Origin of the sequence: Bacillus sp. 0909A, from assembly GCF_036765115.1 — a bacterium.
In the GTDB taxonomy this organism is placed as follows: domain Bacteria; phylum Bacillota; class Bacilli; order Bacillales; family Bacillaceae; genus Bacillus; species Bacillus mojavensis.
The window spans coordinates 144,337-167,140 of the sequence record NZ_JBAIZU010000003.1; the positions used below are offsets into that span (position 1 = coordinate 144,337).

Annotated in this window: 20 protein-coding genes and 1 other annotated feature; of the genes, 3 read left to right on the forward strand and 17 right to left on the reverse strand. The window is 45.7% G+C overall.

Translation table 11 applies throughout. The features are described from left to right. Nucleotides 1-11 precede the first annotated feature (11 nt). From gpmI to araE, 6 genes are all read right to left on the reverse strand, one after another. Entirely contained in the window at nucleotides 12-1,547 is a 1,536-nt protein-coding gene (gene gpmI / locus V6D42_RS10995; protein ID WP_229149238.1) for a 2,3-bisphosphoglycerate-independent phosphoglycerate mutase, read from the reverse strand. Beyond that, entirely contained in the window at nucleotides 1,540-2,301 is a 762-nt protein-coding gene (tpiA, locus tag V6D42_RS11000) for a triose-phosphate isomerase (protein WP_333513242.1), read from the reverse strand. Before tpiA ends, gpmI begins: the two co-directional genes overlap by 8 nt. A gap of 30 nt (nucleotides 2,302-2,331) precedes the next feature. Beyond that, complete coding sequence (locus V6D42_RS11005) at nucleotides 2,332-3,516, reverse strand: phosphoglycerate kinase (protein WP_010331915.1); 1,185 nt, start codon at nucleotides 3,514-3,516, stop codon at nucleotides 2,332-2,334. Between the two features lie 313 nt (nucleotides 3,517-3,829). Next, on the reverse strand, nucleotides 3,830-4,837 hold the full coding sequence (gene gap, locus V6D42_RS11010; RefSeq protein ID WP_010331916.1) for a type I glyceraldehyde-3-phosphate dehydrogenase: 1,008 nt from the start codon (nucleotides 4,835-4,837) through the stop codon (nucleotides 3,830-3,832). Nucleotides 4,838-4,883: 46 nt separating this feature from the next. After that, on the reverse strand, nucleotides 4,884-5,906 hold the full coding sequence (cggR, locus tag V6D42_RS11015; RefSeq protein WP_333513243.1) for a gapA transcriptional regulator CggR: 1,023 nt from the start codon (nucleotides 5,904-5,906) through the stop codon (nucleotides 4,884-4,886). Nucleotides 5,907-6,204: 298 nt separating this feature from the next. Further along, nucleotides 6,205-7,599, reverse strand: a complete 1,395-nt coding sequence (gene araE / locus V6D42_RS11020) for an arabinose-proton symporter AraE (RefSeq protein WP_010331918.1) — start codon at nucleotides 7,597-7,599, stop codon at nucleotides 6,205-6,207. Between the two features lie 203 nt (nucleotides 7,600-7,802). On the opposite strand from araE, the gene araR reads away from it, so the two are divergent. Beyond that, a complete protein-coding gene (araR, locus tag V6D42_RS11025) occupies nucleotides 7,803-8,891 on the forward strand; it encodes an arabinose utilization transcriptional regulator AraR (RefSeq protein ID WP_333513244.1) in 1,089 nt (362 codons plus the stop codon). Nucleotides 8,892-8,937: 46 nt separating this feature from the next. Here the strand turns inward: araR and V6D42_RS11030 are convergent, their stop codons facing one another. Next, the gene (locus V6D42_RS11030; RefSeq protein WP_333513245.1) at nucleotides 8,938-9,951 is read right to left on the reverse strand and encodes an LLM class flavin-dependent oxidoreductase; all 1,014 of its coding nucleotides are present in this window, start codon (nucleotides 9,949-9,951) and stop codon (nucleotides 8,938-8,940) included. Between the two features lie 160 nt (nucleotides 9,952-10,111). Next, the gene (locus V6D42_RS11035) at nucleotides 10,112-10,984 is read right to left on the reverse strand and encodes a LysR family transcriptional regulator (RefSeq protein WP_333513246.1); all 873 of its coding nucleotides are present in this window, start codon (nucleotides 10,982-10,984) and stop codon (nucleotides 10,112-10,114) included. Nucleotides 10,985-11,082: 98 nt separating this feature from the next. Here V6D42_RS11035 and V6D42_RS11040 point away from each other — a divergent pair, with 98 nt between their 5' ends. Beyond that, nucleotides 11,083-12,000 carry a DMT family transporter gene (locus tag V6D42_RS11040; protein WP_333513247.1) on the forward strand — a complete coding sequence of 306 codons (918 nt, stop codon included), beginning with the start codon at nucleotides 11,083-11,085 and terminating at the stop codon, nucleotides 11,998-12,000. A 39-nt stretch (nucleotides 12,001-12,039) separates the two neighbouring features. On the opposite strand, the gene V6D42_RS11045 is transcribed toward V6D42_RS11040, so the two are convergent. The 9 genes from V6D42_RS11045 to V6D42_RS11085 form a co-directional block, all read right to left on the reverse strand. Then, complete coding sequence (locus V6D42_RS11045; RefSeq protein WP_333513248.1) at nucleotides 12,040-13,383, reverse strand: amino acid permease; 1,344 nt, start codon at nucleotides 13,381-13,383, stop codon at nucleotides 12,040-12,042. Between the two features lie 66 nt (nucleotides 13,384-13,449). Then, nucleotides 13,450-13,689, reverse strand: a binding site (T-box leader). 97 nt (nucleotides 13,690-13,786) lie between these two features. Continuing rightward, a complete protein-coding gene (locus V6D42_RS11050; protein ID WP_333513249.1) occupies nucleotides 13,787-14,821 on the reverse strand; it encodes a glycosyl hydrolase family 18 protein in 1,035 nt (344 codons plus the stop codon). Between the two features lie 104 nt (nucleotides 14,822-14,925). Next, nucleotides 14,926-15,648, reverse strand: coding sequence for a lactate utilization protein LutC (lutC, locus tag V6D42_RS11055; RefSeq protein ID WP_333513250.1), 723 nt, complete (start codon nucleotides 15,646-15,648; stop codon nucleotides 14,926-14,928). Further along, on the reverse strand, nucleotides 15,648-17,087 hold the full coding sequence (gene lutB, locus V6D42_RS11060; RefSeq protein ID WP_333513251.1) for a lactate utilization iron-sulfur protein LutB: 1,440 nt from the start codon (nucleotides 17,085-17,087) through the stop codon (nucleotides 15,648-15,650). Before lutB ends, lutC begins: the two co-directional genes overlap by 1 nt. 27 nt (nucleotides 17,088-17,114) lie before the next feature. Continuing rightward, the gene (lutA, locus tag V6D42_RS11065; RefSeq protein ID WP_213417999.1) at nucleotides 17,115-17,831 is read right to left on the reverse strand and encodes a lactate utilization iron-sulfur protein LutA; all 717 of its coding nucleotides are present in this window, start codon (nucleotides 17,829-17,831) and stop codon (nucleotides 17,115-17,117) included. Nucleotides 17,832-18,243: 412 nt separating this feature from the next. Next, nucleotides 18,244-18,846: a two-component system response regulator YvfU gene (gene yvfU, locus V6D42_RS11070; RefSeq protein ID WP_333513252.1), complete on the reverse strand. Its 603-nt coding sequence runs from the start codon at nucleotides 18,844-18,846 to the stop codon at nucleotides 18,244-18,246. After that, the gene (locus tag V6D42_RS11075) at nucleotides 18,847-19,977 is read right to left on the reverse strand and encodes a sensor histidine kinase (protein WP_333513253.1); all 1,131 of its coding nucleotides are present in this window, start codon (nucleotides 19,975-19,977) and stop codon (nucleotides 18,847-18,849) included. A 3-nt stretch (nucleotides 19,978-19,980) separates the two neighbouring features. After that, complete coding sequence (locus V6D42_RS11080) at nucleotides 19,981-20,718, reverse strand: ABC transporter permease (RefSeq protein WP_333513254.1); 738 nt, start codon at nucleotides 20,716-20,718, stop codon at nucleotides 19,981-19,983. A gap of 1 nt (nucleotide 20,719) precedes the next feature. Then, nucleotides 20,720-21,622 (reverse strand): ABC transporter ATP-binding protein, encoded by a 903-nt coding sequence (locus tag V6D42_RS11085; protein ID WP_333513255.1) that lies wholly within the window; start codon nucleotides 21,620-21,622, stop codon nucleotides 20,720-20,722. 364 nt (nucleotides 21,623-21,986) lie between these two features. Between V6D42_RS11085 and V6D42_RS11090 the strand changes: the two genes are divergently transcribed. Further along, nucleotides 21,987-22,799 carry an alpha/beta fold hydrolase gene (locus V6D42_RS11090; RefSeq protein ID WP_333513256.1) on the forward strand — a complete coding sequence of 271 codons (813 nt, stop codon included), beginning with the start codon at nucleotides 21,987-21,989 and terminating at the stop codon, nucleotides 22,797-22,799. Nucleotides 22,800-22,804 lie beyond the last annotated feature (5 nt).

The window sequence follows — 22,804 nt, forward strand, 5'->3', positions numbered from 1 at the left end:
TGATTTTCAGCTTATTTTTGAATTAAAGATGTTCCAGTCATTTCTTTCGGTTTTTCAACACCGAGAAGGTCTAATAACGTTGGTGCAAGGTCGCCTAGGATTCCGCCTTCACGCAGCGTGATGCCTTCTTTCGTTACAATTACAGGGACTGGATTTGTTGTATGTGCAGTGTGCGGTTCGCCTGATTCTGTGATCAGAATATCAGCATTACCGTGATCAGCGGTAATGATGGCGTGTCCGCCTTTAGCGAGAATCGCGTCAACGACTTCGCCTAAGCATTCGTCCACTGCTTCAATTGCTTTAATTGTAGGTTCAACCATTCCGGAGTGGCCGACCATGTCTGGGTTTGCGAAGTTAAGGATAATCGCGTCATGCTTGTCAGCTTCGATTTCTTTGACAAGCGCGTCCTTCACTTCATACGCACTCATTTCAGGCTTCAAGTCGTATGTTGCGACTTTCGGCGAGTTGATGAGAATACGCTCTTCACCCGGGAATTCAGCTTCACGGCCGCCGCTCATAAAGAACGTGACGTGCGGATACTTTTCAGTTTCTGCAATTCGAAGCTGTTTTAATCCTTGCTGAGATAATACTTCTCCGACTGTATTATCAAGATTTATCGGTTTAAACGCCACATAGCCGTCAACTGTTTCACTGAAGTGAGTCAGGCAGACGAAATGCAGGTTTTTCGGATAATTCTCGCCGCGGTCGAAATCGCGGAAGTCTTTGTTCGTGAACGTGTTGGAAATCTGGATGGCGCGGTCCGGTCTGAAATTATAGAAAATCACAGAATCGCCGTCTTGGATTTTCGCAACAGGCTCACCGTTTTCTTTTGTGATGACAGATGGAATAACGAATTCATCGTGAATACCATTCGCATATGAATCATCAACAACATCCAATGCGCTGCGGTAAGTCGGGCCTTCGCCGTATGCCATTGCACGGTACGCTTTTTCTACACGGTCCCAGCGTTTATCGCGGTCCATTGAGTAGTAGCGTCCGGAAATGCTGGCGATTTCTCCGACACCGATTTCCTTGATTTGTTCGTTCAGCTGGTTGATGTACGTTTTCGCAGTTTGCGGACCTACATCACGGCCGTCAAGGAAGCCATGGATATATACCTTTGTCAGCCCTTCTTTTTTCGCAAGCTTTAACAGCGCGAATAAATGATTGATATGGCTGTGCACACCGCCGTCTGATAAAAGACCGAACAGATGCAGGGCTTTGTTGTTTTCTTTCGCGTTGCTGATCGCGTCCAGGAATGTTTGATTTTGTTCGAACTCTCCCTCGCGAATGGCAACATTTACGCGTGTTAAGCTTTGATACACAATACGGCCCGCACCGATATTTAAGTGCCCTACTTCGGAGTTCCCCATCTGTCCGTCAGGAAGACCTACAGCCTCGCCTGAAGCAGTCAGTGTCTGATGAGGATACTGATTCCAATAGCGGTCAAAATTCGGTTTTTTCGCCAAAGCGACTGCGTTCCCTACTGTTTCGTTTCGTAATCCGAACCCATCAAGAATGATGAGTGCAGCTGGTTTTTTACTCATATTGACCTTCCTCCAATAATTGAACGAATGACTGTGGCTCAAGGCTCGCGCCGCCGACCAAAGCACCGTCAATATCGGACTCTGCCATATATTCTTTAATGTTTGCAGGCTTTACGCTTCCGCCATATTGAATGCGAAGCTTGTCTGCCGCTTCTTGGCCGAAGCTTTCAGCGACGGTTTTACGGATATGCGCACACACATCGTTCGCATCTTTAGATGTAGAAGATTTGCCTGTTCCGATTGCCCAGATTGGCTCATAAGCAATAACAGAAGCTGCAACTTGTTCTTCAGAAAGACCCGCTAGGCCTTTTTTCACTTGGTCAGCCACAAGATCATTTGTTTTGCCGGCTTCACGCTCTTCAAGCGGTTCACCAACACAGATGATCGGCACAATGCCGTGTTTGAAAGCAGCATGTGCTTTTTTGTTAACTGTTTCATCAGTTTCAGCGAACATTTCACGGCGCTCAGAGTGGCCGATGACGCAGTAGTCAACGCCAAGGTCTTTCAGAGCAACCGGGCTGATTTCGCCTGTGAACGCGCCGCTTTCTTCAAAGTGCATGTTTTGAGCGCCGACTTTAAGGTCAGTGCCTTTCACAGCAGAAGTCAGCTTTTCTAAGAAAAGCGCTGGCGCGCAAACAACAGCTTCCGCTTTGTCTGCTGCTGGAATGGAAGATTTCACTTCTTCAACGAAGCTGACTGCCTCGCCGAGTGTTTTGTTCATTTTCCAGTTACCGGCTATAATTGGTTTTCTCATCTGTTCCACTTCCTTATAGCAGTTTTAAAATTATTTATCGTTCAGTGCAGCTACCCCTGGAAGCTCTTTGCCTTCCATGAACTCAAGGGATGCGCCGCCTCCTGTTGAGATGTGGCTCATTTTGTCAGCTAGGCCGAATTTTTCAACCGCTGCTGCAGAGTCTCCTCCGCCGATGACAGAGTATGTATCTTTCGCCTCTGCCAATGCTTCCGCAACCGCTTTTGTTCCTTGAGCGAACAAATCGATTTCGAATACGCCCATCGGTCCGTTCCACACGACAAGTTTGCTGTTTTTGATGACATCAGCATACGTTTCGCGTGTTTTCGTACCAATGTCAATCGCTTCTAAATCACTAGGGATTTCAGAGATCGGCACAATTTTTACGTTTGCATCGTTAGAGAAATCATCTGCAACGAGTACATCTTCAGGCATGTAGAAGTTAACGCCTTTTTCTTTCGCGCGATCCATAAATGTTTTCGCAAGCTCGATTTTATCTTCTTCAAGCAGAGATTTACCAACCTCATAACCAAGCGCTTTAACGAATGTGTAAGCAAGACCGCCGCCGATGATCAGGTTGTCTACCTTATCAAGAAGACTTTCGATGACGCCGATTTTATCTTTTACTTTCGCTCCGCCGATAATGGCAGTGAACGGACGATCAGGGTTTGAAATTGCTTTTCCGAGTACGTCAAGCTCTTTTTCCATTAAGAAACCTGCAACCGCTGGCAGATGCTCGGCAATTCCAGCTGTAGATGCATGGGCACGGTGGGCAGCACCGAATGCGTCATTCACATATACATCTGCAATCTCAGCAAATGCTTTTGCAAGCTCAGGATCATTTTTCTCTTCACCAGGATAGAAACGTACGTTTTCCAATACAAGAACGTCTCCGTCCTTCATGTCGGAAATTTGTGATTTTACAGCATCACCGTATGCTTCATCCGCTTTTTTCACTTCTTTGCCAAGCAGTTCGCCGAGGCGTGCAGCAACAGGAGTTAAACGAAGCTCCTCAACGACTTCGCCTTTCGGGCGGCCTAAGTGGCTCGCAAGAAGGACTTTCGCGCCTTGGTCTGCAAGGTGTTTGATTGTCGGAAGTGCAGCACGGATACGTGTATCGTCTGTTACTTCCCCGTCTTTCATTGGAACGTTAAAGTCAACGCGGCAGAATACAACTTTGCCTTTTACGTCGATGTCTTTGAGAGTTTTCTTATTCATGCTTTAGGAGATCCTCCTTCAAAATGGTTTGCATGCAGCACGAAAAACGTGAAACCGTCTGATCAAGCGAACACTCCGCGAGGGCAGATCGCATACTTTTCGGCACAGGGCAGATCGCCTGAAGCCAGGGCAGTGGCCACAGGCGAAGGCGCCGGAAAGCTGCAAAGCGCAGATGCTTCTCTTTCACAGAACGTTTTCTGAAAGCCGGTCTTCATGGAAAAAGGGAAAGGGAGTCCGTCCCCTTCCCTTGTCCGCTTTCATTATAGCGCTTCTATTCAAAAGAACCAAGTAAGGTCCTTTTTTCAGCTATGAATTAAAGACCTTTTTTAGCGATGTAAGCTGCAAGGTCAACAACGCGGTTAGAGTAGCCGCTTTCGTTATCGTACCAAGAGATTACTTTTACCATGCTGCCTTCCATAACCATTGTAGAAAGAGCATCGATTGTAGAAGAATTTTTGTTTCCGTTGTAGTCGCCAGAAACTAATGGCTCTTCGCTGTAGCCAAGGATTCCTTTAAGATCTCCTTCAGCTGCTTCTTTAAGAGCTGCATTTACATCTTCAGCTGTTACTTCTTGGTTCAGTTCAGCAACCAAGTCAACTAAAGAAACGTTTGGAGTTGGAACACGCATTGCTCCGCCGTTCAGTTTGCCTTTTAGTTCAGGAAGAACTAGAGAAACTGCTTTAGCAGCACCAGTTGAAGTTGGGATGATGTTTTCAGCTGCTGCACGCGCACGACGGTAGTCTTTGTGCGGAAGATCAAGAATTTGCTGATCGTTTGTGTAAGAGTGAACTGTTGTCATCATACCGCGTTTGATGCCGAATTTGTCGTTAAGTACTTTTGCAAACGGCGCAAGGCAGTTTGTTGTGCAAGATGCGTTAGAGATAACGTCGTGGTTAGCCGCATCGTATTTATCTTCGTTAACACCCATAACGATTGTGATATCTTCTTCGTTAGCAGGAGCAGAGATGATTACTTTTTTCGCGCCAGCTTCTAAGTGTTTCGCAGCGTCTGCGCGTTTTGTGAAGAAACCAGTAGATTCAACTACGATTTCAACGCCTTGTTTACCCCAGCTAAGTTTAGCAGGATCGCGTTCTGCAGAAACTTCAATTGTTTTACCGTTAACAACAAGGTTGTTACCGTCAACTGAAACCTCAGCGTCTAATTTTCCGTGTACAGAATCATATTGTAAAAGGTGAGCGAGCATGTTAGCATCTGTTAAATCGTTAACCGCTACTACCTCAACTTCAGGATTGTTTAATGCTGCGCGGAATACGTTACGTCCAATACGACCAAAACCGTTAATACCGACTTTTACTGCCATGATTGTTTCCTCCTTTAAATAAGTGAGAGATATTTATATTGAGGGATTATTCATCCCTTAATAACTTCTTTGCGGCTCCTTCGTCAGTGACGAGAACCGTGTTGCGCGGCTTTTTAAAGTAAGCCTCGATCGCCCCGGCTTTTGATGCTCCGCCGGCTACCGCTATAATATCGGGAATGGCGTCTATGTCATCCAGCTGCATTCCGACAGAATGCACTTTGTGGACCACTTCGCCGTCCGCGTTAAAGTAGTAGCCGAACGCTTCTGTCACCGCGTCTTTATCATCTATTTTCTTTAAGTCTTCTAAAGGTGTGTTTCTCCGCTCAGCCATAGTTTTAGCTTCGCCGATTCCGTGAACCAGCATACTCGCTGATTTAATCGTGTTCAGCACCTCTTTGACAGAAGGTTCTTCAATAATAGATGAATAGGCGCCTTGTGACAGCTGTCCCGGAACAAACAAAAGCCGGTAAGTGCCTGAAGCCTTTTCCGCCATATGCGCGCATATGGTGTTCGCCTGGTTTTTTACGTCTTCGCCTAAACCGCCTCTTGCAGGCACAAACAAAAGCTCGCGGTTTTTAGAATCCGGCGTCATCATCTCGGCGACAGCTTCAATTGTCGTACCGCCGGTCACAGCGACGATATTTTTGCCTGAAAATCTTTTTTTCATACATGCGACAGCCGCTCTTCCCATTTCTTTCTTGACCCATGGGGATTGGTCGCTGTCTCCGGATACGATAATGACATCCTTTAGATTTAATCGTTCTTTTAATGTCTTTTCCAAAAGCGTCAAACCTAAAACATCTTTCATCGTATCTTCTAAAACGGAAAGCAGTTCATAACCTTCTTCTGTCAGCGTCATGCCATTTGTTTTAATATCGACAAGATTCTGTTCCTTTAAAAACTGAACCTCGCCTCTCAGCACACGCTCGCTGATTTCGAGACTGGCAGAGAGGCTTCTGCGGCCGATGGGTTCTGTCAGCCTGATATACTGCAAGATTTCGAACCTCTTTTGCATAACGAGCAGAAGATCGGGCAATAATTTTTTTTGAGCTTGTATTAACTGGTTCATGACTCAAACGTTCCTTCCTTTTTTTGCTGGACATCAAACGTCCCGCTATGACAAAAAACGTCCCATCATAGCCAAAAAAAATCATTTCTGCTTTCTTTAATTATTTTAACAGGGTGGAAATGTTTATTCAACTGTTAAGAGCCAATTCATCGACAATATTCGCGCAGTTTTCACGCAGCTGCGTTTCTTATTCATTATTTTTTCCTTTATATTTCTATCTTATACAGCAAACCTTTAATGGTGCGCACAAAATAAAAGAGCCCTCTCCATCGAAAGGGCTTCATTTTTTAAAGCGTTTTCATTTTATCCAAAGCTTTTCAATCTCTTCGAGCGATTTATTCTTCGTTTCCGGACAGATTGTAACGACAAACAGGAAGCAGAGAATGTTAATGACTGCAAAGATCCAGAACGTGTAGGCCAGTCCGAACGAGCTGATCATCATCGGCACAAACTGCCCGATCGCCCAGTTTGCTCCCCATAAAAAGATGGTGGCGATCCCTGCGGCTCTCGCCCGCAGATGGTTCGGGAAGATTTCAGAAATCATAATCCATGTGATCGGTCCGACCGATACACAGAACGCGGCGACAAAACCTAATATAAAGAAGATCAGCATAAATCCGCTTGTTAACTGAAAATAAAACGACGTTCCGATTAAGATCATGAAAATCGCCATAAAAGCTGAACCGATGGACATCAGTTTTTTGCGCCCAACTTTATCAATCAATAAAACCGCGATGACAGTAAAAATGACCTCCACTACACCGACAATACAGGTTGTCACAAATCCGGCATTTTGTCCGAATCCCATCATTTTAAAGATTTCCGGCCCGTAGTAGGTGATGGCGTTCATGCCGATCACTTGATTAAAGAGCGCCAGCAGGATTCCAATAATAAGCGCTTTTCTGAGGCCTGGTTTGAAGAGCTGTGATAGTGAGCCCATTTGTTCTATTTTTAAAGAGTTTTCAATGTTCTTCAATTCTTCTTTTGCGACAGTTTCTCCATTAATACGTGTCAGAATCGATAACGCTTCTTTTGTTCTGCCCGCTTTCGCCAGCCATCTTGGACTTTCCGGCACGACCAGCAGGACAAGGAAAAAGATAACGGATGGCACCATGCCGTAAGCGAGCATCCATCTCCAGCCGGTTTGCACGCCCCATTCATATGTTCCGGAGCGCTGGACAGCGAGATTAATAAAGTATGTTGCGGAAATGCCCAGTATCGTAAAGAGCTGATATAAGGAAGATAAACTTCCGCGTATGGCGGGCGGCGCCGCTTCCGTAATATAAGTGACGGATAATGACGAACCCATTCCGATCCCCAAACCTCCGATAATCCTCGCAATGATTAAGGTCGACACGTCTTGTGAAACAGCAGAAACAACTGCTGATACCGCAAATAACAGGGCCGCTGTCATTAAGATTTTTCTGCGCCCAAACCAGTCGCTTAAGAACCCGGATATCCCGACTCCCGCAACTCCTCCAATCATAATGCTTGAAATGACAAGCCCCTCCATGAACGGACTCAGGCTGTATAAATCCTTGAGAAAACCAATAGCACCAGAAATAACTGCAGTGTCATAGCCGTACAATAAACCGCCAAGCCCCGCCGCGCATGATATCAAAATCACAAATCCCATTGAATGGCTTCTTGTTACAGGAGCATTTGGTTCTAATTGAGTTGGAGTGTTCTTCATTTCTCTGCCCTCCCGAAAGTTGAGTAAAGCGTTTACATCTTTCATTACAATTGTACGTACTTATTTAAAATTTTAACGAAATTTATTCTTTATTAGTACGTACAAATATAGAATAATCCTGTTTGTATTTTCTGTCAATGTTTTCTTGTATAGATCACTGTGATATACTGAAATTTGTCCGTATACATTTTGGAGGAATGGATATGTTACCAAAATATGCTCAAGTAAAAGAAGAAATCAGTTCATGGATTAATCAAGGCAAAATTCTGCCCGATCAAAAGATCCCTACCGAAAACGAGTTAATGCAGCAATTTGGCGTCAGCCGGCATACCATTCGTAAAGCCATTGGAGACCTCGTCTCGCAAGGGCTGCTATACAGCGTGCAAGGAGGGGGCACCTTTGTCGCTTCACGCTCCGCTAAATCAGCGCTGCATTCCAATAAAACCATCGGCGTTCTGACGACCTACATATCAGACTATATTTTCCCAAGCATCATCAGGGGAATCGAGTCTTATTTAAGCGAGCAGGGATATTCTATGCTTTTGACAAGCACAAACAACAATCCGGACAATGAACGCAGAGGATTAGAAAACCTGCTGTCACAGCATATTGACGGGTTGATTGTAGAACCGACCAAAAGCGCTCTGCAAACGCCGAATATTGGCTACTATCTCAATTTAGAGAAAAACGGCATTCCTTTTGCGATGATTAATGCGTCATACGCCGAACTTGCCGCACCAAGTTTTACTCTAGATGATGTGAAAGGCGGCATGATGGCTGCGGAGCACCTGCTCTCTCTCGGCCATACGCACATGATGGGTATTTTTAAAGCTGATGATACACAAGGTGTCAAACGGATGAACGGATTTATACAGGCTCATCGTGAGCGTGAGTTATTTCCTTCTCCGGATATGATTGTGACGTTTACGACGGAGGAAAAGGAATCAACGCTGCTGGAGAAAGTAAAAGAGACACTGGAGAAAAACAGCAAAAACATGCCGACTGCTATCCTTTGCTATAATGATGAAATTGCACTGAAGGTAATTGATATGCTTCGGGAGATGGATATCAAGGTGCCTGAGGATATGTCCATCGTCGGGTATGATGACTCTCATTTCGCGCAAATTTCCGAGGTGAAATTAACCTCTGTGAAGCACCCGAAGTCTGTTCTGGGTAAAGCTGCCGCAAAATATGTTATTGACTGTTTGGAGCATAAAAGGCCTAAGCAGGAAGATGTCATTTTTGAGCCTGAGCTGATCATCCGTCAGTCCGCAAGAAAGCTGAATGAATAAAAAAGCAATGTATGGGTTTCCCCTTTACATTGCTTTTTTATGGCCTTTATCTGTTTTTCCAAATGTCAGCCACGATTTCAAATGAACGCATTCTGTCAGCGTGATCAAAGGTTTCTGAGTTGACCATAATTTCATCGGCCTGAGTTGTTTTGACAAATTCTTCAAGCTTTTCCTTCACTTCTTCAGGACCGCCGACGATGGTTGAACTGAGCTGTTGATGAACCATTGCTTTTTCATATGGGCTCCAGATTTGATCCATGTCTTCTACTGGCGGCTTCAGCTGGTTCGGCGTACCTCGGACAAGATCAAGGAATCGCTGGTAATGGGATGTAGCCAGGTGCTGTGCTTTCTCGTCTGTATCTGCGGCGATAATCGTTACGCCGACCATCGCATACGGTTCGTTGAGCACTTCTGACGGCGTAAAGGAATTGCGGTACAGCTCCAAAGCGGGAACCGTATTCGCCGGTGAGAAATGAGCAGCGAATGCAAACGGAAGGCCCAGCTCACCTGCCAGACGGGCACTAAAGTCGCTTGAGCCCAGCAGCCAAATCGGCACATCTATGCCCTCTCCGGGAATGGCGCGGACTTGATTGCGCACATTTCCTGACGGTTTAAAATAATTGCGCAGTTCCTCTAATTGTTCTGGGAAATCTTCACTGCTGCTGATGTTTCTGCGGAGCGCCCTTGCAGTCAATTGGTCTGTTCCCGGCGCACGTCCGAGCCCCAGATCAATCCGTCCGGGATACAGCGTTTCCAGTGTGCCGAATTGTTCAGCGATTACAAGAGATGAGTGGTTCGGGAGCATAATGCCGCCGGAGCCGACGCGGATTTTCTTTGTGCCGCCGGCAATATGGCCGATCAATACGGCGGTGGCAGAGCTTGCGACACCTTCGATATTATGATGCTCTGCAAGCCAATATCTGTGATAGCCCCACTCCTCTGCACGGCGCGCCAAGTCCATGCTGTTTCGGAATGACTCTGCTATCGTTCCCCCTTGAACAACAGGAGATAAATTCAAGACAGAAAGCAAGGTTTCTTTGCGTTGGTTGTTGTTAGACATATTGTTCTCCTTTGCAGTTGTGATATAAGTAAACAGCCTCTTGCTGTTATGTCTCTATCGAAAGGACTTCTATCACACCATAACACAACTGCGTTTTGGATGAAAAGAATTTGATTCGATGAAATTCGAACAATAAAAAAGACGTTCATCAATTTGATTTTTACACAAAAAGCTCCTGTGCCATCTCAATGAAAAGCTTAGCGGCCAAAGAAGCCTCATGTAATGAAGGAACGGCTAGCTGCACATCCCGATACACCTCCGGTTCGAAATCCCTCGTCACCACATGCTCCGGCAGCGTCATCCCCGACATCGACATTTCTGATAAAATCGCCAGCCCCAAGCCTTCTTTGATCATGCTGATCGAGGTGTTAACGTTATAGACAGTGAAAGCAGTGTGCAGCGTTGAACCAGCTTGCTTGAACTTATCGATAAAAGGGGATTCATAGCCGCCGTCGCAGACAACCATCGGCTCACAATCGAGATCTTTCAGCGTAATGGCTGGGCGGCTGCACAGCGGATGATCATCACGCAGCACGACGACCATTTTGTCTTTTTTCAGCCGAATGTACTCCATCTTGTCTGCCGGATACAGAAGAATGCCGGCATCAATCATCCGTGTATGGAGCCACTCCTTGACTTCGTCTACGGTTCCTTCATGCAAAATAAGTTCCAATTTCGGATACCTTTGTTTAAACTCGCTGATCAGCTTCGGCATAAAATAAGCGGAGGCGGTTGGAAATGTGCCGATATGAATCGTTCCCAGCTCAAGCCCTTTTTCTGCCGCTGCGACCTGCTCAACTTTTTCGATTCCCTTTAACACTTCTCTGATATGGACTAAGATCTTTTTTCCCGTGTCCGTCAGCATCAGGCCGTTTCGGCGGTCACGGATGATCAATTTCACATCAAGCTCGGCTTCAATCGCAGAAATGGCATGGCTGACAGCCGGCTGTGTCATGTTCAGCAACTGTCCCGCTTTTGTAAAACTCCCCGTTTCAGCTACGTTGACGAAAACTCTTAATTGTGTAATGGTCATAACTTTTCACTTATGCTCCTCATAAAAAAGATTCATTTTATTTATCTTATGTTCTACCGTATCATATGATAGAAATGATCTACAAGGAGTGATCAAAAGTGAAACAGCTATCAAAAACGCGGACAGCGCTCCTTCTCGCCTTTCTCGTTATCATGTGGGGCATCAATTGGCCGCTGTCGAAAGCCGCGCTCGCCTTTTCGCCGCCTTTATTGTTTGCGGGCATCCGGACGCTGATCGGCGGGCTTTTATTAGTGATTGTTGCACTGCCGCGTATTCATAAACTGCGTTTTAAAGAGACGTGGCCGATTTATCTTGTTTCTGCTCTTTTAAATATTACGTTATTCTACGGACTGCAAACGATCGGGCTGAATTATCTTCCGGCTGGTCTGTTTTCCGCTATCGTATTCTTTCAGCCGGTGCTGATGGGTGTCTTTTCTTGGATGTGGCTCGGCGAATCCATGTTTACGTTGAAAGTGATCGGGCTTGTGCTCGGATTTGCCGGGGTTGCTGTCATCAGTGCCGCGGGCTTTGGCGGGCATATTTCTGTCATAGGGGTTCTGCTGGCTCTAGGTTCCGCGCTCAGCTGGGCATTCGGAACAGTATTTATGAAAAGAACAGGCAGCCGCGTCGATTCCATCTGGATGGTCGCCTTACAGCTGACGATTGGCAGCGTATTTTTGCTCGTATCCGGCTTCTGGACAGAGAGCTTTTCCGCGATCCAATGGACAGTCCCGTTTGTCGCCAGCCTAATGTTCATCTCAGTGTTTGTCATCGCGCTTGGATGGCTTGTCTTTTTTACGCTTGTCGGTTCTGGAGAAGCAAGCAAGGTTGCGTCCTACACCTTTTTGATTCCGCTCATTTCGATCGTAGCCAGCTCCATTTTTCTGCATGAACCGCTTACCTTAAGCCTCTTGGCGGGTCTGCTGCTGATTGTCACAAGCATCTGCCTCGTGAATACAAAATCAAAAGCACAGAAAGCTGCGTTGATCTGTGTAAATGAGAAGGCTTCACAATAATAAAACCCTCTTGTCGGATGTGACAAGAGGGTTTCTTATTTACTGGTGCTTGCGGCCTTTGACCAAATATGCAACTGTAATCAAAAGGTAGATCGCCGCAGTAATGCTGGTAATGACAATTGACGTTGTGATGATGACCCCGATCAGAATGGCGAGTAACGCAAGAATCGCAAACCATGTGGTGTACGGGAACCATTTTACATAATAGGCTGGTGTTTCTGTTTGCCCTTTTCTCGATTTCAAATGAGCGAATCCGATGATCAGCCAAATGAATAAAACGGTATATCCCAATGATCCCATTAAATAATTAAACGTTTGGCTTCCGGCGAACAGAGAAATCAATACACCAATATATAAAGAAGAAGTGCACATCAGTATCGCAAACATCGGGACGTTTTTCGATGAAAGCTTAGAAAAGATCCGCGGCAATCTTCCGTCAGTTGCCTGTGTATACAAAATGCGGGACGATCCGTATAAACCTGAATTCATAGAGGAAATGATGGCAAGCAGGATGACTGCATTCATGATATGGTCTGCCCCCGGAATGCCTACCATTTTAAAGACCATCACAAAAGGACTTTCAGGAACAGAATTCACTTGATTCCACGGGATCAGACTGACAATGATGAAAAACGGAAGCAGGTAGAACGCGACAATCCGTGTTAATGTGCTGCGGACTGCTTTCGGGACAACCTTTTCCGGGTTCTTTGTTTCAGCAAGCGTCACTCCGATAATTTCTGTACCGCCGTAAGAGTAGATCACGACAAGCATCGCCGTAATCAGCCCGGTGCCGCCGTGCGGGAAAAATCCGCCGTGCTCTGTCAAATTCGAAAACCCGGCTGCTGTATGATCACCGAATGAAACAAATAAGAGCAGCAATCCTAATAAAATAAAAATAATAATAACGGTAATCTTGATCATAGCCAGCCAATATTCCGTTTCGGCGAAAATTTTTACAGAAAGCAAGTTCACAATCGTAACAACAAGAGAAATTGCTAATGCCAGCACCCAGATCGGGCAGCCCGGCAGCCAATATTGAATAAAAATTGCAGCGACAACAGCTTCAGCTGCAATGTTAAGCACCCACATTTTCCAGTAGATCCAGTCCAAGAAATATGCAGCGTAATTTCCTAACACCTGCTGCACAAGATCACGGAAGGTTCTCGCGTTGCGGTTCCGCACAGCCATTTCTGCAAGCCCCTGCATAATAAACAGCAAAATAATGCCGCCGAGCAGGTATGCGATAATAACCGATGGCCCTGCCACATCGATTGCCGAGCTGCTTCCTTTAAATAAACCTGCACCGATTGCTCCGCCCAGCGCCATCATCATAATATGGCGGGATGTCATCGTGCGTTTTAACGTCTGATTGTCCTTTTCCATCCTTTTTTCCCTCTCCTTCTCGTCTTCAAAAACAAAAAAAGCCCGCCGTCTCCTATCTATACTAGATAAAGAGACGACGAGCCTTCGGCTGACCGCGGTACCACTCTTGTTGATTCTTCCTAGAAGAATCCAGCTTTTTGACCCTGTAACGAAGGTTAGCCGTTAAAACATAAGGAATATTCAATCTATTCCGCTTCGTTCTACCACTCCCGGGCGAGTTCAAAGAAGAATCAGACTGCGTCGCACCACCCCGCAGCTCTCTGTTACTGATTCCTTTCTTTTACTGCTCCCATTCTATGTGTTTTAGTTTTCTGAAAAACTCAAATTTTACGTTCTGAATATATTAACATAATATACGTGCTTCTGTTTTCTCTGTCAATAACTTGCGAGAAAAAACAAACTGTTATTTTGTCCCTTTTTGAACGGCCTTCCAGAAGGATTCCGATTCGTGTCCTAAAGCGTAGACAGAGACACCGGCTATTTTATATTGTTTCGCCAGGCGGCTTTTTGTTTCGATTGTTTTTTCATTTTCATACCAAACGACATGTTTATGTTTCTTTTTGTCAATGTAAGAAAACGTCATAGAACCTGTTTTTTTATTGAATGCCGGCTTTGCTTTCTGCTTCTTAATGAGGGACTTGATGTCATTCCATTCCCTCGCTGAGCTGCCGCTCCCGTCTTTCAGATCCCAATCATAGCCGTACGCAGGGACCCCCATGATCACTTTATTTGCTTTGATTTTTTTGACAGAAAACTGCAGCGAGCGCTTGATCCAGCTTGTGCTTGCCACTGAGCCAGGTTCGCCCCAAATGCCGTGTTCGTCGTAAGTCATGACTTGTACATAGTCCGCATATTTTCCGATTTTCGCATAATCATACGGCCAGCTCCAGTCATCGTTTTTATTATCGGCGCTTTTGGCCGGAACGGATACCATTGTTTTGATATGTTTCTTTTTCAGAGTTTGTGAGACATATTGAATGAAGCTTGAGTATGCAGAACGGTCTTTCGGATTAACTGCCTCAAAGTCAATATTGACTCCGTAATAGTGGTGCTTTTTTGCTAAAGAAATAAGCTGGTCAGTGAATCGTTTTCTCGCTGTTTTGTCAGTCATGACCCGATTCGCTAAGTTTCCGTCAAAATCATAAATAGCGTCATTGTAATTGGAAATGACGGCCCACGTTTTGATTTTATGTTTCTTCGCGTATGTAAGCTGCTTGCTCGGGACATCGCCAATCACACGTCCGTTTTTATCAAACGCAAACGTATCAGTGGCAATAGAGTTGATATATTTATGATACTTCGTAAGAGAATTGTATGATGCCGTATCTCCAGTTGTATAGCCTAATGTCATACCTGCCGCCTTTGCTTCTGTTTTTGTATACATAAACAGAACGATTGCTATCGCTAGTGAAACAGCTATGATCAGCCATTTTTTCATTTCGTTTCCTCCTTTTCACGTCATACTCTTCTCATCGGCCAAATTTTTGGAAAATGAAGTTTTTTCAAGCAGAAAGCCCGGCATAGGTAGCCGGGCTTTCTGGATCAGCGGTCAGATACGAGAATATAAGCTGCTTTTACCGGACCGTGAACACCGACCACCAAATCCATTTCGATGTCGGCGGAGTTGCTCGGTCCTGTAATGTAGTTAATGCATGAGGGAACCGTGATGCCGTCAGCAATATTTTGCCGGATGATATCACTGGCTTGTGTCATTCTCGGCACGATGCTTGATTTTGGCACAATGGCAATATAGGTTGTCGGCAGAAGGCTGACAGAGCGGCCGATGTCTTTTGAAGAATAAAGGACAACCGTACCCGACTCGGCCAATGTGATTTCACTGAATGTAATCCCCACATTGGCTTGCTCCGCTTTTTTGATATTTTCTTCACCTTTGTCAGCATCCCATTCCCAGACTTGCATTCCTTCACCAGGCCAGTCTTTGGTGAGCAGGCTTTTTAAACCGTAAGCCTCAAACCGGGGGTCCTTCGGAATAATAACAGGCCCTCCGGAAAACCGGCTGACTTGTTCACGCAAGGCATCGTACAGACCGGTTGAATCCGTCTCAATCAGCTCAGTATGGATTTTGACACAATGGTTTTTGAGCACCGTGACTAAATCATCGGGCGAATACCCTTCAAATGTTTTATATTGCGGCTGATGCGCCCACTCAGGGACGCCCACGCCGCCTGTTCTTCTTTCACGGCCAAGGCGTGACGCGATCCGGTTTAAAAAGCTTTCTTGATTCTGAATGGTTCCCTTCGTCATCACTGCTCCTCCTTTGTGTGCTCAGCTGTCTCTCTGTCTGTAAACCAGTCTCTGAATCTTGATTTATGCGGTGCCGGGAAATCGCGGATTTGCGTCCAGCCTTTTAGCGGGCCGGGTCCTTTCGAAATTTTGTCATCCTCTGTAAAAGGCGTCATGGCGGCAGGCGCCCATTTTGAGCCCATTTTATAGAGCGACAAAGAGGAAGACCCAAGACCGAACGCTTTCATCGCAAGCTTTTCACTGATTGGCGCTCTGCCTTCTTTTTCGACGATGTTCTGTCGATGCTTGAGAAGCAGTTCATGAAGCGGAATTTTGACCGGGCAGGCTTCTGAACAAGCCGCGCACAGTGTAGACGCGTACGGCAGCTCCTTGTAATCGTCATAACCGCCGAGCAGCGGCGATAAGACAGCTCCGATCGGCCCCGAGTAAATCGAGCCGTATGAGTGTCCGCCGACATGCCGGTACACAGGGCAGACATTGATACAGGCCGCACAGCGGATACATTGCAGCACAGACTGAAATTCGGTGCCCAGAATATTGGCCCGGCCGTTATCCACGATGACAAGGTGGAATTCCTCTGGGCCGTCGATTTCGTCTTCCAGTTTTGGACCGGTTAAGGCCGTAATATAACTCGTCAGCCGCTGTCCGACAGCGCTTCTTGTCAGCATGCCGACAAGCACTTCAAATTCGGAAAATGACGGGACAATGCGTTCCATTCCCATGACAGTGATTTGTGTTTTCGGCAATGTCGTGACAAGACGCCCGTTTCCTTCATTGGTTACAAGGCTGACTGAACCCGTGTCGGCAATGGCAAAGTTGCAGCCGGTAATGCCGATGTCAGCTTCCAGAAATTTTTGCCGCAGGATGCCGCGCGCATGCATGACGAGCTCTTCCGGTTTTTCTGTCTGTTTATAGTCCAGTCTTTCTTTAAACACATCGCGAATCTGCTCTTTATTTTTATGAAGAGCCGGCGCCACAATATGTGACGGCGGGTCGTGATCATCAATCTGCAAAATATATTCGCCGAGGTCGGTTTCGACGACTTCGCACCCCTCCTTCTCCAGCACTTCATTCAGATTGATTTCTTCTGTCACCATAGATTTAGACTTTACGATTTTTTTGCCGTTTTTCTTTTGTATCACGCTGCGGATATAAGAGGAAGCTTCTTCAGCTGTTTCAGCAAAATAAACGTGTCCTCCTCTGTTTGATACATTGGATGCTAGCTGTTCCAAATAAAAATCAAGATTTTCAAGGACATGCTGTCTGATCTCCTCAGATAACGAACGCCATTCTTCCCAGTTTCCTAGCTCTTCGGCCGCTTCCAGCCGTCTCGTCCGCAGACGCTCCTGCGCACCGGAGACAGCGCCTCTCATAAATTCATTATCGATCCCCTGTGATACCCGCTCTTTAAAAGCGTCAGTACCGATTTTCATCGCCATGATCCTTTTCCCCCTCTGTATCAAGTGTTATCTGCTATTGAGCACTTCGGCGATGTGCATCACTTTGACATTCTTGTCCTTACGATCAAGCCGACCTCCGATATTCATCAAACAGCCGCAGTCAGCGCCGATGAGCACCTCTGCTCCCGTATCCTCCACACATGCTACTTTCTCATCAACCATCTGTTCAGAAATCTGCGCCATTTTGACAGAGAATGTTCCTCCGAATCCGCAGCAGTTGTGTTTCCCCGGAAGTGACGTGAATTCAAGCCCCTTCACATGGCTCAGCAGTTTCATCGGCTCCTCCGATACGCCGAGCAGCCTTGTCATATGGCATGACGTATGTAAGGTCGCTTTTTTATGAAGGGTCGCGCCGACATCCTCTACCCCAAGGACATTGACGATAAAATCGGTTAATTCATACGTTTTATCGGCCAGCTTCTGCGCTTTATCCGCCCATTTCGGATCATCTTTAAACAGGTGCGGATACTCCCTGAACATTGTGGTGCAGGAACCGGATGGACTGACGACATAATCTGACTCCTGAAACGTTTCGATCATTCGTTTCATTGCTTTTTTGGCGTCATTTACGTAACCGCTGTTGTAAGCCGGCTGGCCGCAGCAGATCTGCCCCTCCGGAAAATCAACCTCACACCCAAGGCGCTCCAGCAGCTCAACCGTTGCTTTTCCGACATTTGTTTGAAACATATCAACAAGACAAGTGACAAAAAGTGAGACTTTCATGATGAACCCCTCTCTCATCCCCAATATATGATCTGATCATCTGATGACCTGAAGTTAAAGCGTTTACCAATATCGTACACTATTTGGACACAAAATTGAAAGCATTTTCTAATGATTTCAGCAATAAAAAAACGCCTGTACATAGGACAGCGCGTTTAAAAAAGCGATACTGCTTTTAATGTTCTTGCACTCACTTTCTGTATATGTTTTCACAAAGAGAGATAAAGGAACGAAAGAGCACTGAGACTTGCGAGTGCAAAAGGCGTTTCAAACAAAAAAGCACCGATGAACGCTGAACCTGACATATCCATACCCCGGTGTATAGTACAAGCTTTGCGGACAAATAAGTCAACCAAAAATAACCATATAAACAAAAAGGAACCTGGTTATGTATGATTCACCAGGTTCCTCATTAGATCCATCCTTTCTCCTCAGCAATACTAGCCGCTTCTGTCCGGTTTTTTGCATTCAGTTTTTGGATGATTTCTGAGATATAGTTTCGGACTGTGCCTTGAGATAAATAGAGTTCAAGTGTGATGTCTTTTGTTGTCTTTCCTAAAGCTGCCAGCCGCAGAATTTCTTGCTCCCTTACTGTGAGCGGATTTTCGTCTCGCATCATATTAAACGTCAGCTCCGGGCTGAAGACCCGTTTACCCTTTACACACTTTCGTATGGCATCTGCCAGATCGTCGATTTCCCCATCCTTTAAAAGATACCCGTGTACGCCGGCTTTGACGGCGCGTTCAAAATATCCTGGTCGGGCAAAGGTTGTCAGAATAATGACCTTGCTTTTACAGCCTTTTTTCATTAGCTCCTCTGCAACCTCCAGCCCGCTGTAAACCGGCATTTCAATGTCCATGATGCAGACATCCGGCTCCAGCCTGAGAATGGCTCTTAACGCTTCTTCCCCATTTAACGCTTGTCCGATGACCTTCATATCCTCTTCCAGGTCTAGCAAGGATCCCAGAGCGCCTAAAAGCATTCGCTGATCCTCAGCAATAAACAGACGAATCATCTATTTCGTCCTCCTATCATTCTGCTTTCTAATGAGCGGAATCGTCAGTGTCAACACCGTTCCGTTATGGTTTGTAAGAGTCATCTCTCCGTCAATAAACATCAGCCGCTCTTCCATTCCCCTCAATCCATTCCCAAACATCTTCTCCTTCACCGCTCCTGTTCCGTCATCCCGTATGAGAACGGTCATTTTGTCGGCATATTGAGAAATGGTGACTGCACAATGGGTCGCTTTGCTGTGCTTGATGATATTTGTCACTGCCTCCCGCATACACATACTGACAATATTTTGAGTGACGGGAGAGATGTCTGAAAAATCTTCGTTCCCTTCGTATTGAAAGGTAATATTACCCGCTCTTAAAATGTGCCGAATGTTGGCTAGCTCCTCCGTCATGGTGACCGTTCTCATATCCGCTACAAGCTCACGAACTTGTTTGAGTGCCGCACGCGAGCTTGTTTCCATTTCTTTCGCTTCAAGCTTGGTCCGTTCTGCATCTGCTGCCGCCAGCCGCTGAATCAGCTGGCTTTTTAACGTGAGGAGCGAGAGGGTATGGCCCAGTGTATCATGAAGATCGCGGGCTATCCGAACACGTTCCTCCCTTTTGGTGAGTTCCTTTATATGTTCGTTGGCTTGGTCAAGCTTTTTTTCAAGCTCTATTCTTCGAAACATAGAACGAATTCCGAAGGGAGAAATCAGCATAATGACCAGAAACGGCAGAACAGAAAACAGCTCTCTGATCGAGGCCGAATCCGCCAGAAAATGATACACGCAAGGAAATATCAGCATGAAGACAAGACCAAAGAAAGCACGGTTAAACTTCGTCTTCTCACGGTAATAGCCCACAAAGTTTGCCGGAAAAAAGCCTAAATAAATATAGCTGATATCATAAAACAAACTATAAATAAAAATAATGGCCATTTGCGCGCATAACCAATACGTAAATGAAGGTCTGTCCGCACTGACAAACAATTGACGATATGTCACAACAAATAGGAGCAGCATGCCATATCCCAGCACTTGTTTGCTGCCCGATTCTCTCAATAAAGAAAGAAACGGCATAATGGTATACACTAAAAAGATATAAGGGAAAAAACCGAATTGCTTGGGGAATATGGATTTTATAAGTTTCATGTATTACACCGCTTCTTGTTTTCTTCTTATATACTTAAATAGTAGCATGAAGATCACTAAATAAGCGATTAACATCAGAACATTTTTCCAGGTTGGAAGCTCGCCCTGAACAAGAGCCCATGCTCCGCTCCCAAAATGATAAGACGGGAGCCACTGCCCTATGTTTTTCATTATGTCCGGCATGACCTCGATCGGCATCCACATGCCCCCGCTTATCGCCAGCAGCATGTAAAGCACATTACTGACCCCGGCTGCCGTTTCCACTTTTCTCATGAGACCGATTAATGTTCCTAACGCTAAGAACGGAAATGCGCCAATTAAAATCCAAAGCCCGCTCATCACCCATTCAAACAGTGACAAGTCAATGCTGTTTATGATGGCGCCCGCAAGAAAAATGACAGTAATAGATAAAAGATGAATGACACTTTGCCCGATCATCTGAGCCGCCAAATAAATATGATCCGGAAGTGGCGTGATGCGGATAAAAACTGACCAGCCTTGTGCCCGTTCTTGTACCAAACGGATTCCAAGCGTCATCATAGACGAACCCATTACACTGAAGGTTGTCATAGACATTAAATAATGGGCATTCCAGGCGCCTTTGTCAGCGACATTGGTATTCACTACGTTTGTAAAGAGATAGTAAAAGGCAATCGGCATAACAAGCGACCAAAACACAAAATATTTATTCCTGAGCACCCTTTTCATTTCAGCTATGCACTGTTTCCGCAGCATGTTCATCTCACATCGCCTCCCTGTTCCCGTCAGCAAGCTGTCGAAATGCCTCATCAAGCGTTCCTTGTTCGATTCGGATATCACGTGCATTGATGTGTTCTTGAAAGATGAGGGCTAACACTTTATCCGTATTTGACGTTTGAATGCTGATTCGCTGATGCTTTTGCGTCACTCGTTCTACTTCCGGATGCCGAAAAAGCCTTTCCAATGATTCATCCGATGAAACCTTAAAGGAAACAGACTGTTTTTGAATCCTTGCTCTGATTTGTTTCGGCGTTTCGTCTGCGGCAAGCCGTCCTTCAGCAAAAAACAAAATGCGCTGTGCGGCATCATCTGCTTCCTGTAAATAATGCGTTGAAAAAATAATGGTCTTTCCGTAATCCGCCAAGCTATTCACTGTCGTCCAAAACTGGTGCCTGGATGTCGTGTCCATTCCGACAGTCGGTTCATCAAATACTAGTAACTCCGGATTGCCGGCAAGTGCCAAAGCAAAGCTCAGACGGCGTTTTTGTCCGCCTGATAATTTCTCTGCCGGTGTTTTCAAATCTTCTTTTGTGAGTGCTGTCAGCGAAACAAGCTCTTTCATGGATAATGGATGGGGATAATAACTCCGGATAAGCTCGAGGGTTTCGCAGACCTTTAATCCCGGCATAACACTCACCTCCTGCAGCATGGTGCCGATTTTTTGACGCACCTGTTTTTCATCAGGCTGACGGTTAAATAATTTGATTTCACCCTCACTTGGCTTCAGCAATCCCAGCATCATAGAGATTGCTGTTGTCTTCCCTGCGCCATTTGGGCCGAGGATGGCGACAATCTCTCCTTTTCCTATGCTGAATTGAATGTTCTTCACTGCTGTTTTTTGCTGAAAATATTTTGTGACATTTCTTACTGACACAACCTCATTCATCTCATGAGCACCTCCTGATTGCTTGTTACGGCGAATCCGCGGAATCCATCGAGAAGGGTTTCCGGAAGTTTATCCACATTCATCAATTGTAAAATACCGGACCAGATAATTTTTAGTAAGGGGTGTCATGAATATGAGATGACAAATGTCATTTGTCACATTCAGATGATATGACCGCCTTATATTATTTCCATCACCCAGGCAATCCTCCCGCTACATCTTCCCATCAATCCTGCCCTCCATGCCGCATGTCCACTATCTGCAAGACTCCTATTTACTTTCATAGAAAGCCCGCAATTCACACCCCGAAGTGGTATGATATACATAGTAATCTTCATGTCGTTTTGGCTGAAAGGAGCAGACTATGAATCAATCAATTTTGACTAGGAATCATGTGAAGGTGAGGGGGAACGGCACAACACCAATTGTATTTGCACCTGGATTCGGGTGTGATCAAAGTGTGTGGGATGCCGTAGTTCCTGCCTTTGAAGACGAATATCAGCTGATTTTATTTGATTACGTGGGTGCGGGGAATTCTGATTTGCGGGCATATGATATGAATCGTTACAGCACACTTGACGGCTATGCACAAGATGTTATCGATGTTTGCGAAGCCTTAGATCTGTCAAAAATTGTGTTTGTGGGGCATTCTGTCGGGGCTGTCATTGGCATGCTTGCATCATTACGCCGTCCTGAGCTTTTTTCACAGCTGATTATGGTGGGGCCTTCTCCTTGCTATTTAAATGATCCGCCTGAGTATTACGGAGGGTTTGAGGAAGAGCAGCTCCTTGGGTTAATCGAAATGATGGAGAAAAATTACATTGGCTGGGCAACTGTCTTTGCGGCGACCGTAGTGAATCAGCCGGATCGTCCAGAAATTAAGGAAGAGCTGGAAAGCCGGTTTTGTTCTACTGATCCTATCATCGCACGGCAATTCGCGAAGGCGGCGTTTTTTTCAGATCATCGAAAGGATCTTCCAAAGGTGACCGTGCCTTCGCTTATCCTGCAATGTTCGAATGATGTCATTGCTCCGTCAGCAGTAGGTGAGTATATGCAAAAGCATCTCCCTTACAGCACACTCATACAGATGAAAGCCAACGGGCACTGCCCGCATATGAGCCATCCCGAAGAGACAGTACAGCTGATCAATGATTATTTGAACGCATACGTGATTTAGGAACG

Coding starts and splice junctions, on each gene's coding strand:
- gpmI (WP_229149238.1), bottom strand. CDS start 1,547: ATGAGTAAAAAACCAGCTGCACTCATCATTCTTGATGGGTTCGGATTA.
- tpiA (WP_333513242.1), bottom strand. CDS start 2,301: ATGAGAAAACCAATTATAGCCGGTAACTGGAAAATGAACAAAACACTC.
- V6D42_RS11005 (WP_010331915.1), bottom strand. CDS start 3,516: ATGAATAAGAAAACTCTCAAAGACATCGACGTAAAAGGCAAAGTTGTA.
- gap (WP_010331916.1), bottom strand. CDS start 4,837: ATGGCAGTAAAAGTCGGTATTAACGGTTTTGGTCGTATTGGACGTAAC.
- cggR (WP_333513243.1), bottom strand. CDS start 5,906: ATGAACCAGTTAATACAAGCTCAAAAAAAATTATTGCCCGATCTTCTG.
- araE (WP_010331918.1), bottom strand. CDS start 7,599: ATGAAGAACACTCCAACTCAATTAGAACCAAATGCTCCTGTAACAAGA.
- araR (WP_333513244.1), top strand. CDS start 7,803: ATGTTACCAAAATATGCTCAAGTAAAAGAAGAAATCAGTTCATGGATT.
- V6D42_RS11030 (WP_333513245.1), bottom strand. CDS start 9,951: ATGTCTAACAACAACCAACGCAAAGAAACCTTGCTTTCTGTCTTGAAT.
- V6D42_RS11035 (WP_333513246.1), bottom strand. CDS start 10,984: ATGACCATTACACAATTAAGAGTTTTCGTCAACGTAGCTGAAACGGGG.
- V6D42_RS11045 (WP_333513248.1), bottom strand. CDS start 13,383: ATGGAAAAGGACAATCAGACGTTAAAACGCACGATGACATCCCGCCAT.
- V6D42_RS11050 (WP_333513249.1), bottom strand. CDS start 14,821: ATGAAAAAATGGCTGATCATAGCTGTTTCACTAGCGATAGCAATCGTT.
- lutC (WP_333513250.1), bottom strand. CDS start 15,648: ATGACGAAGGGAACCATTCAGAATCAAGAAAGCTTTTTAAACCGGATC.
- lutB (WP_333513251.1), bottom strand. CDS start 17,087: ATGGCGATGAAAATCGGTACTGACGCTTTTAAAGAGCGGGTATCACAG.
- lutA (WP_213417999.1), bottom strand. CDS start 17,831: ATGAAAGTCTCACTTTTTGTCACTTGTCTTGTTGATATGTTTCAAACA.
- yvfU (WP_333513252.1), bottom strand. CDS start 18,846: ATGATTCGTCTGTTTATTGCTGAGGATCAGCGAATGCTTTTAGGCGCT.
- V6D42_RS11075 (WP_333513253.1), bottom strand. CDS start 19,977: ATGAAACTTATAAAATCCATATTCCCCAAGCAATTCGGTTTTTTCCCT.
- V6D42_RS11080 (WP_333513254.1), bottom strand. CDS start 20,718: ATGAACATGCTGCGGAAACAGTGCATAGCTGAAATGAAAAGGGTGCTC.
- V6D42_RS11085 (WP_333513255.1), bottom strand. CDS start 21,622: ATGAATGAGGTTGTGTCAGTAAGAAATGTCACAAAATATTTTCAGCAA.
- V6D42_RS11090 (WP_333513256.1), top strand. CDS start 21,987: ATGAATCAATCAATTTTGACTAGGAATCATGTGAAGGTGAGGGGGAAC.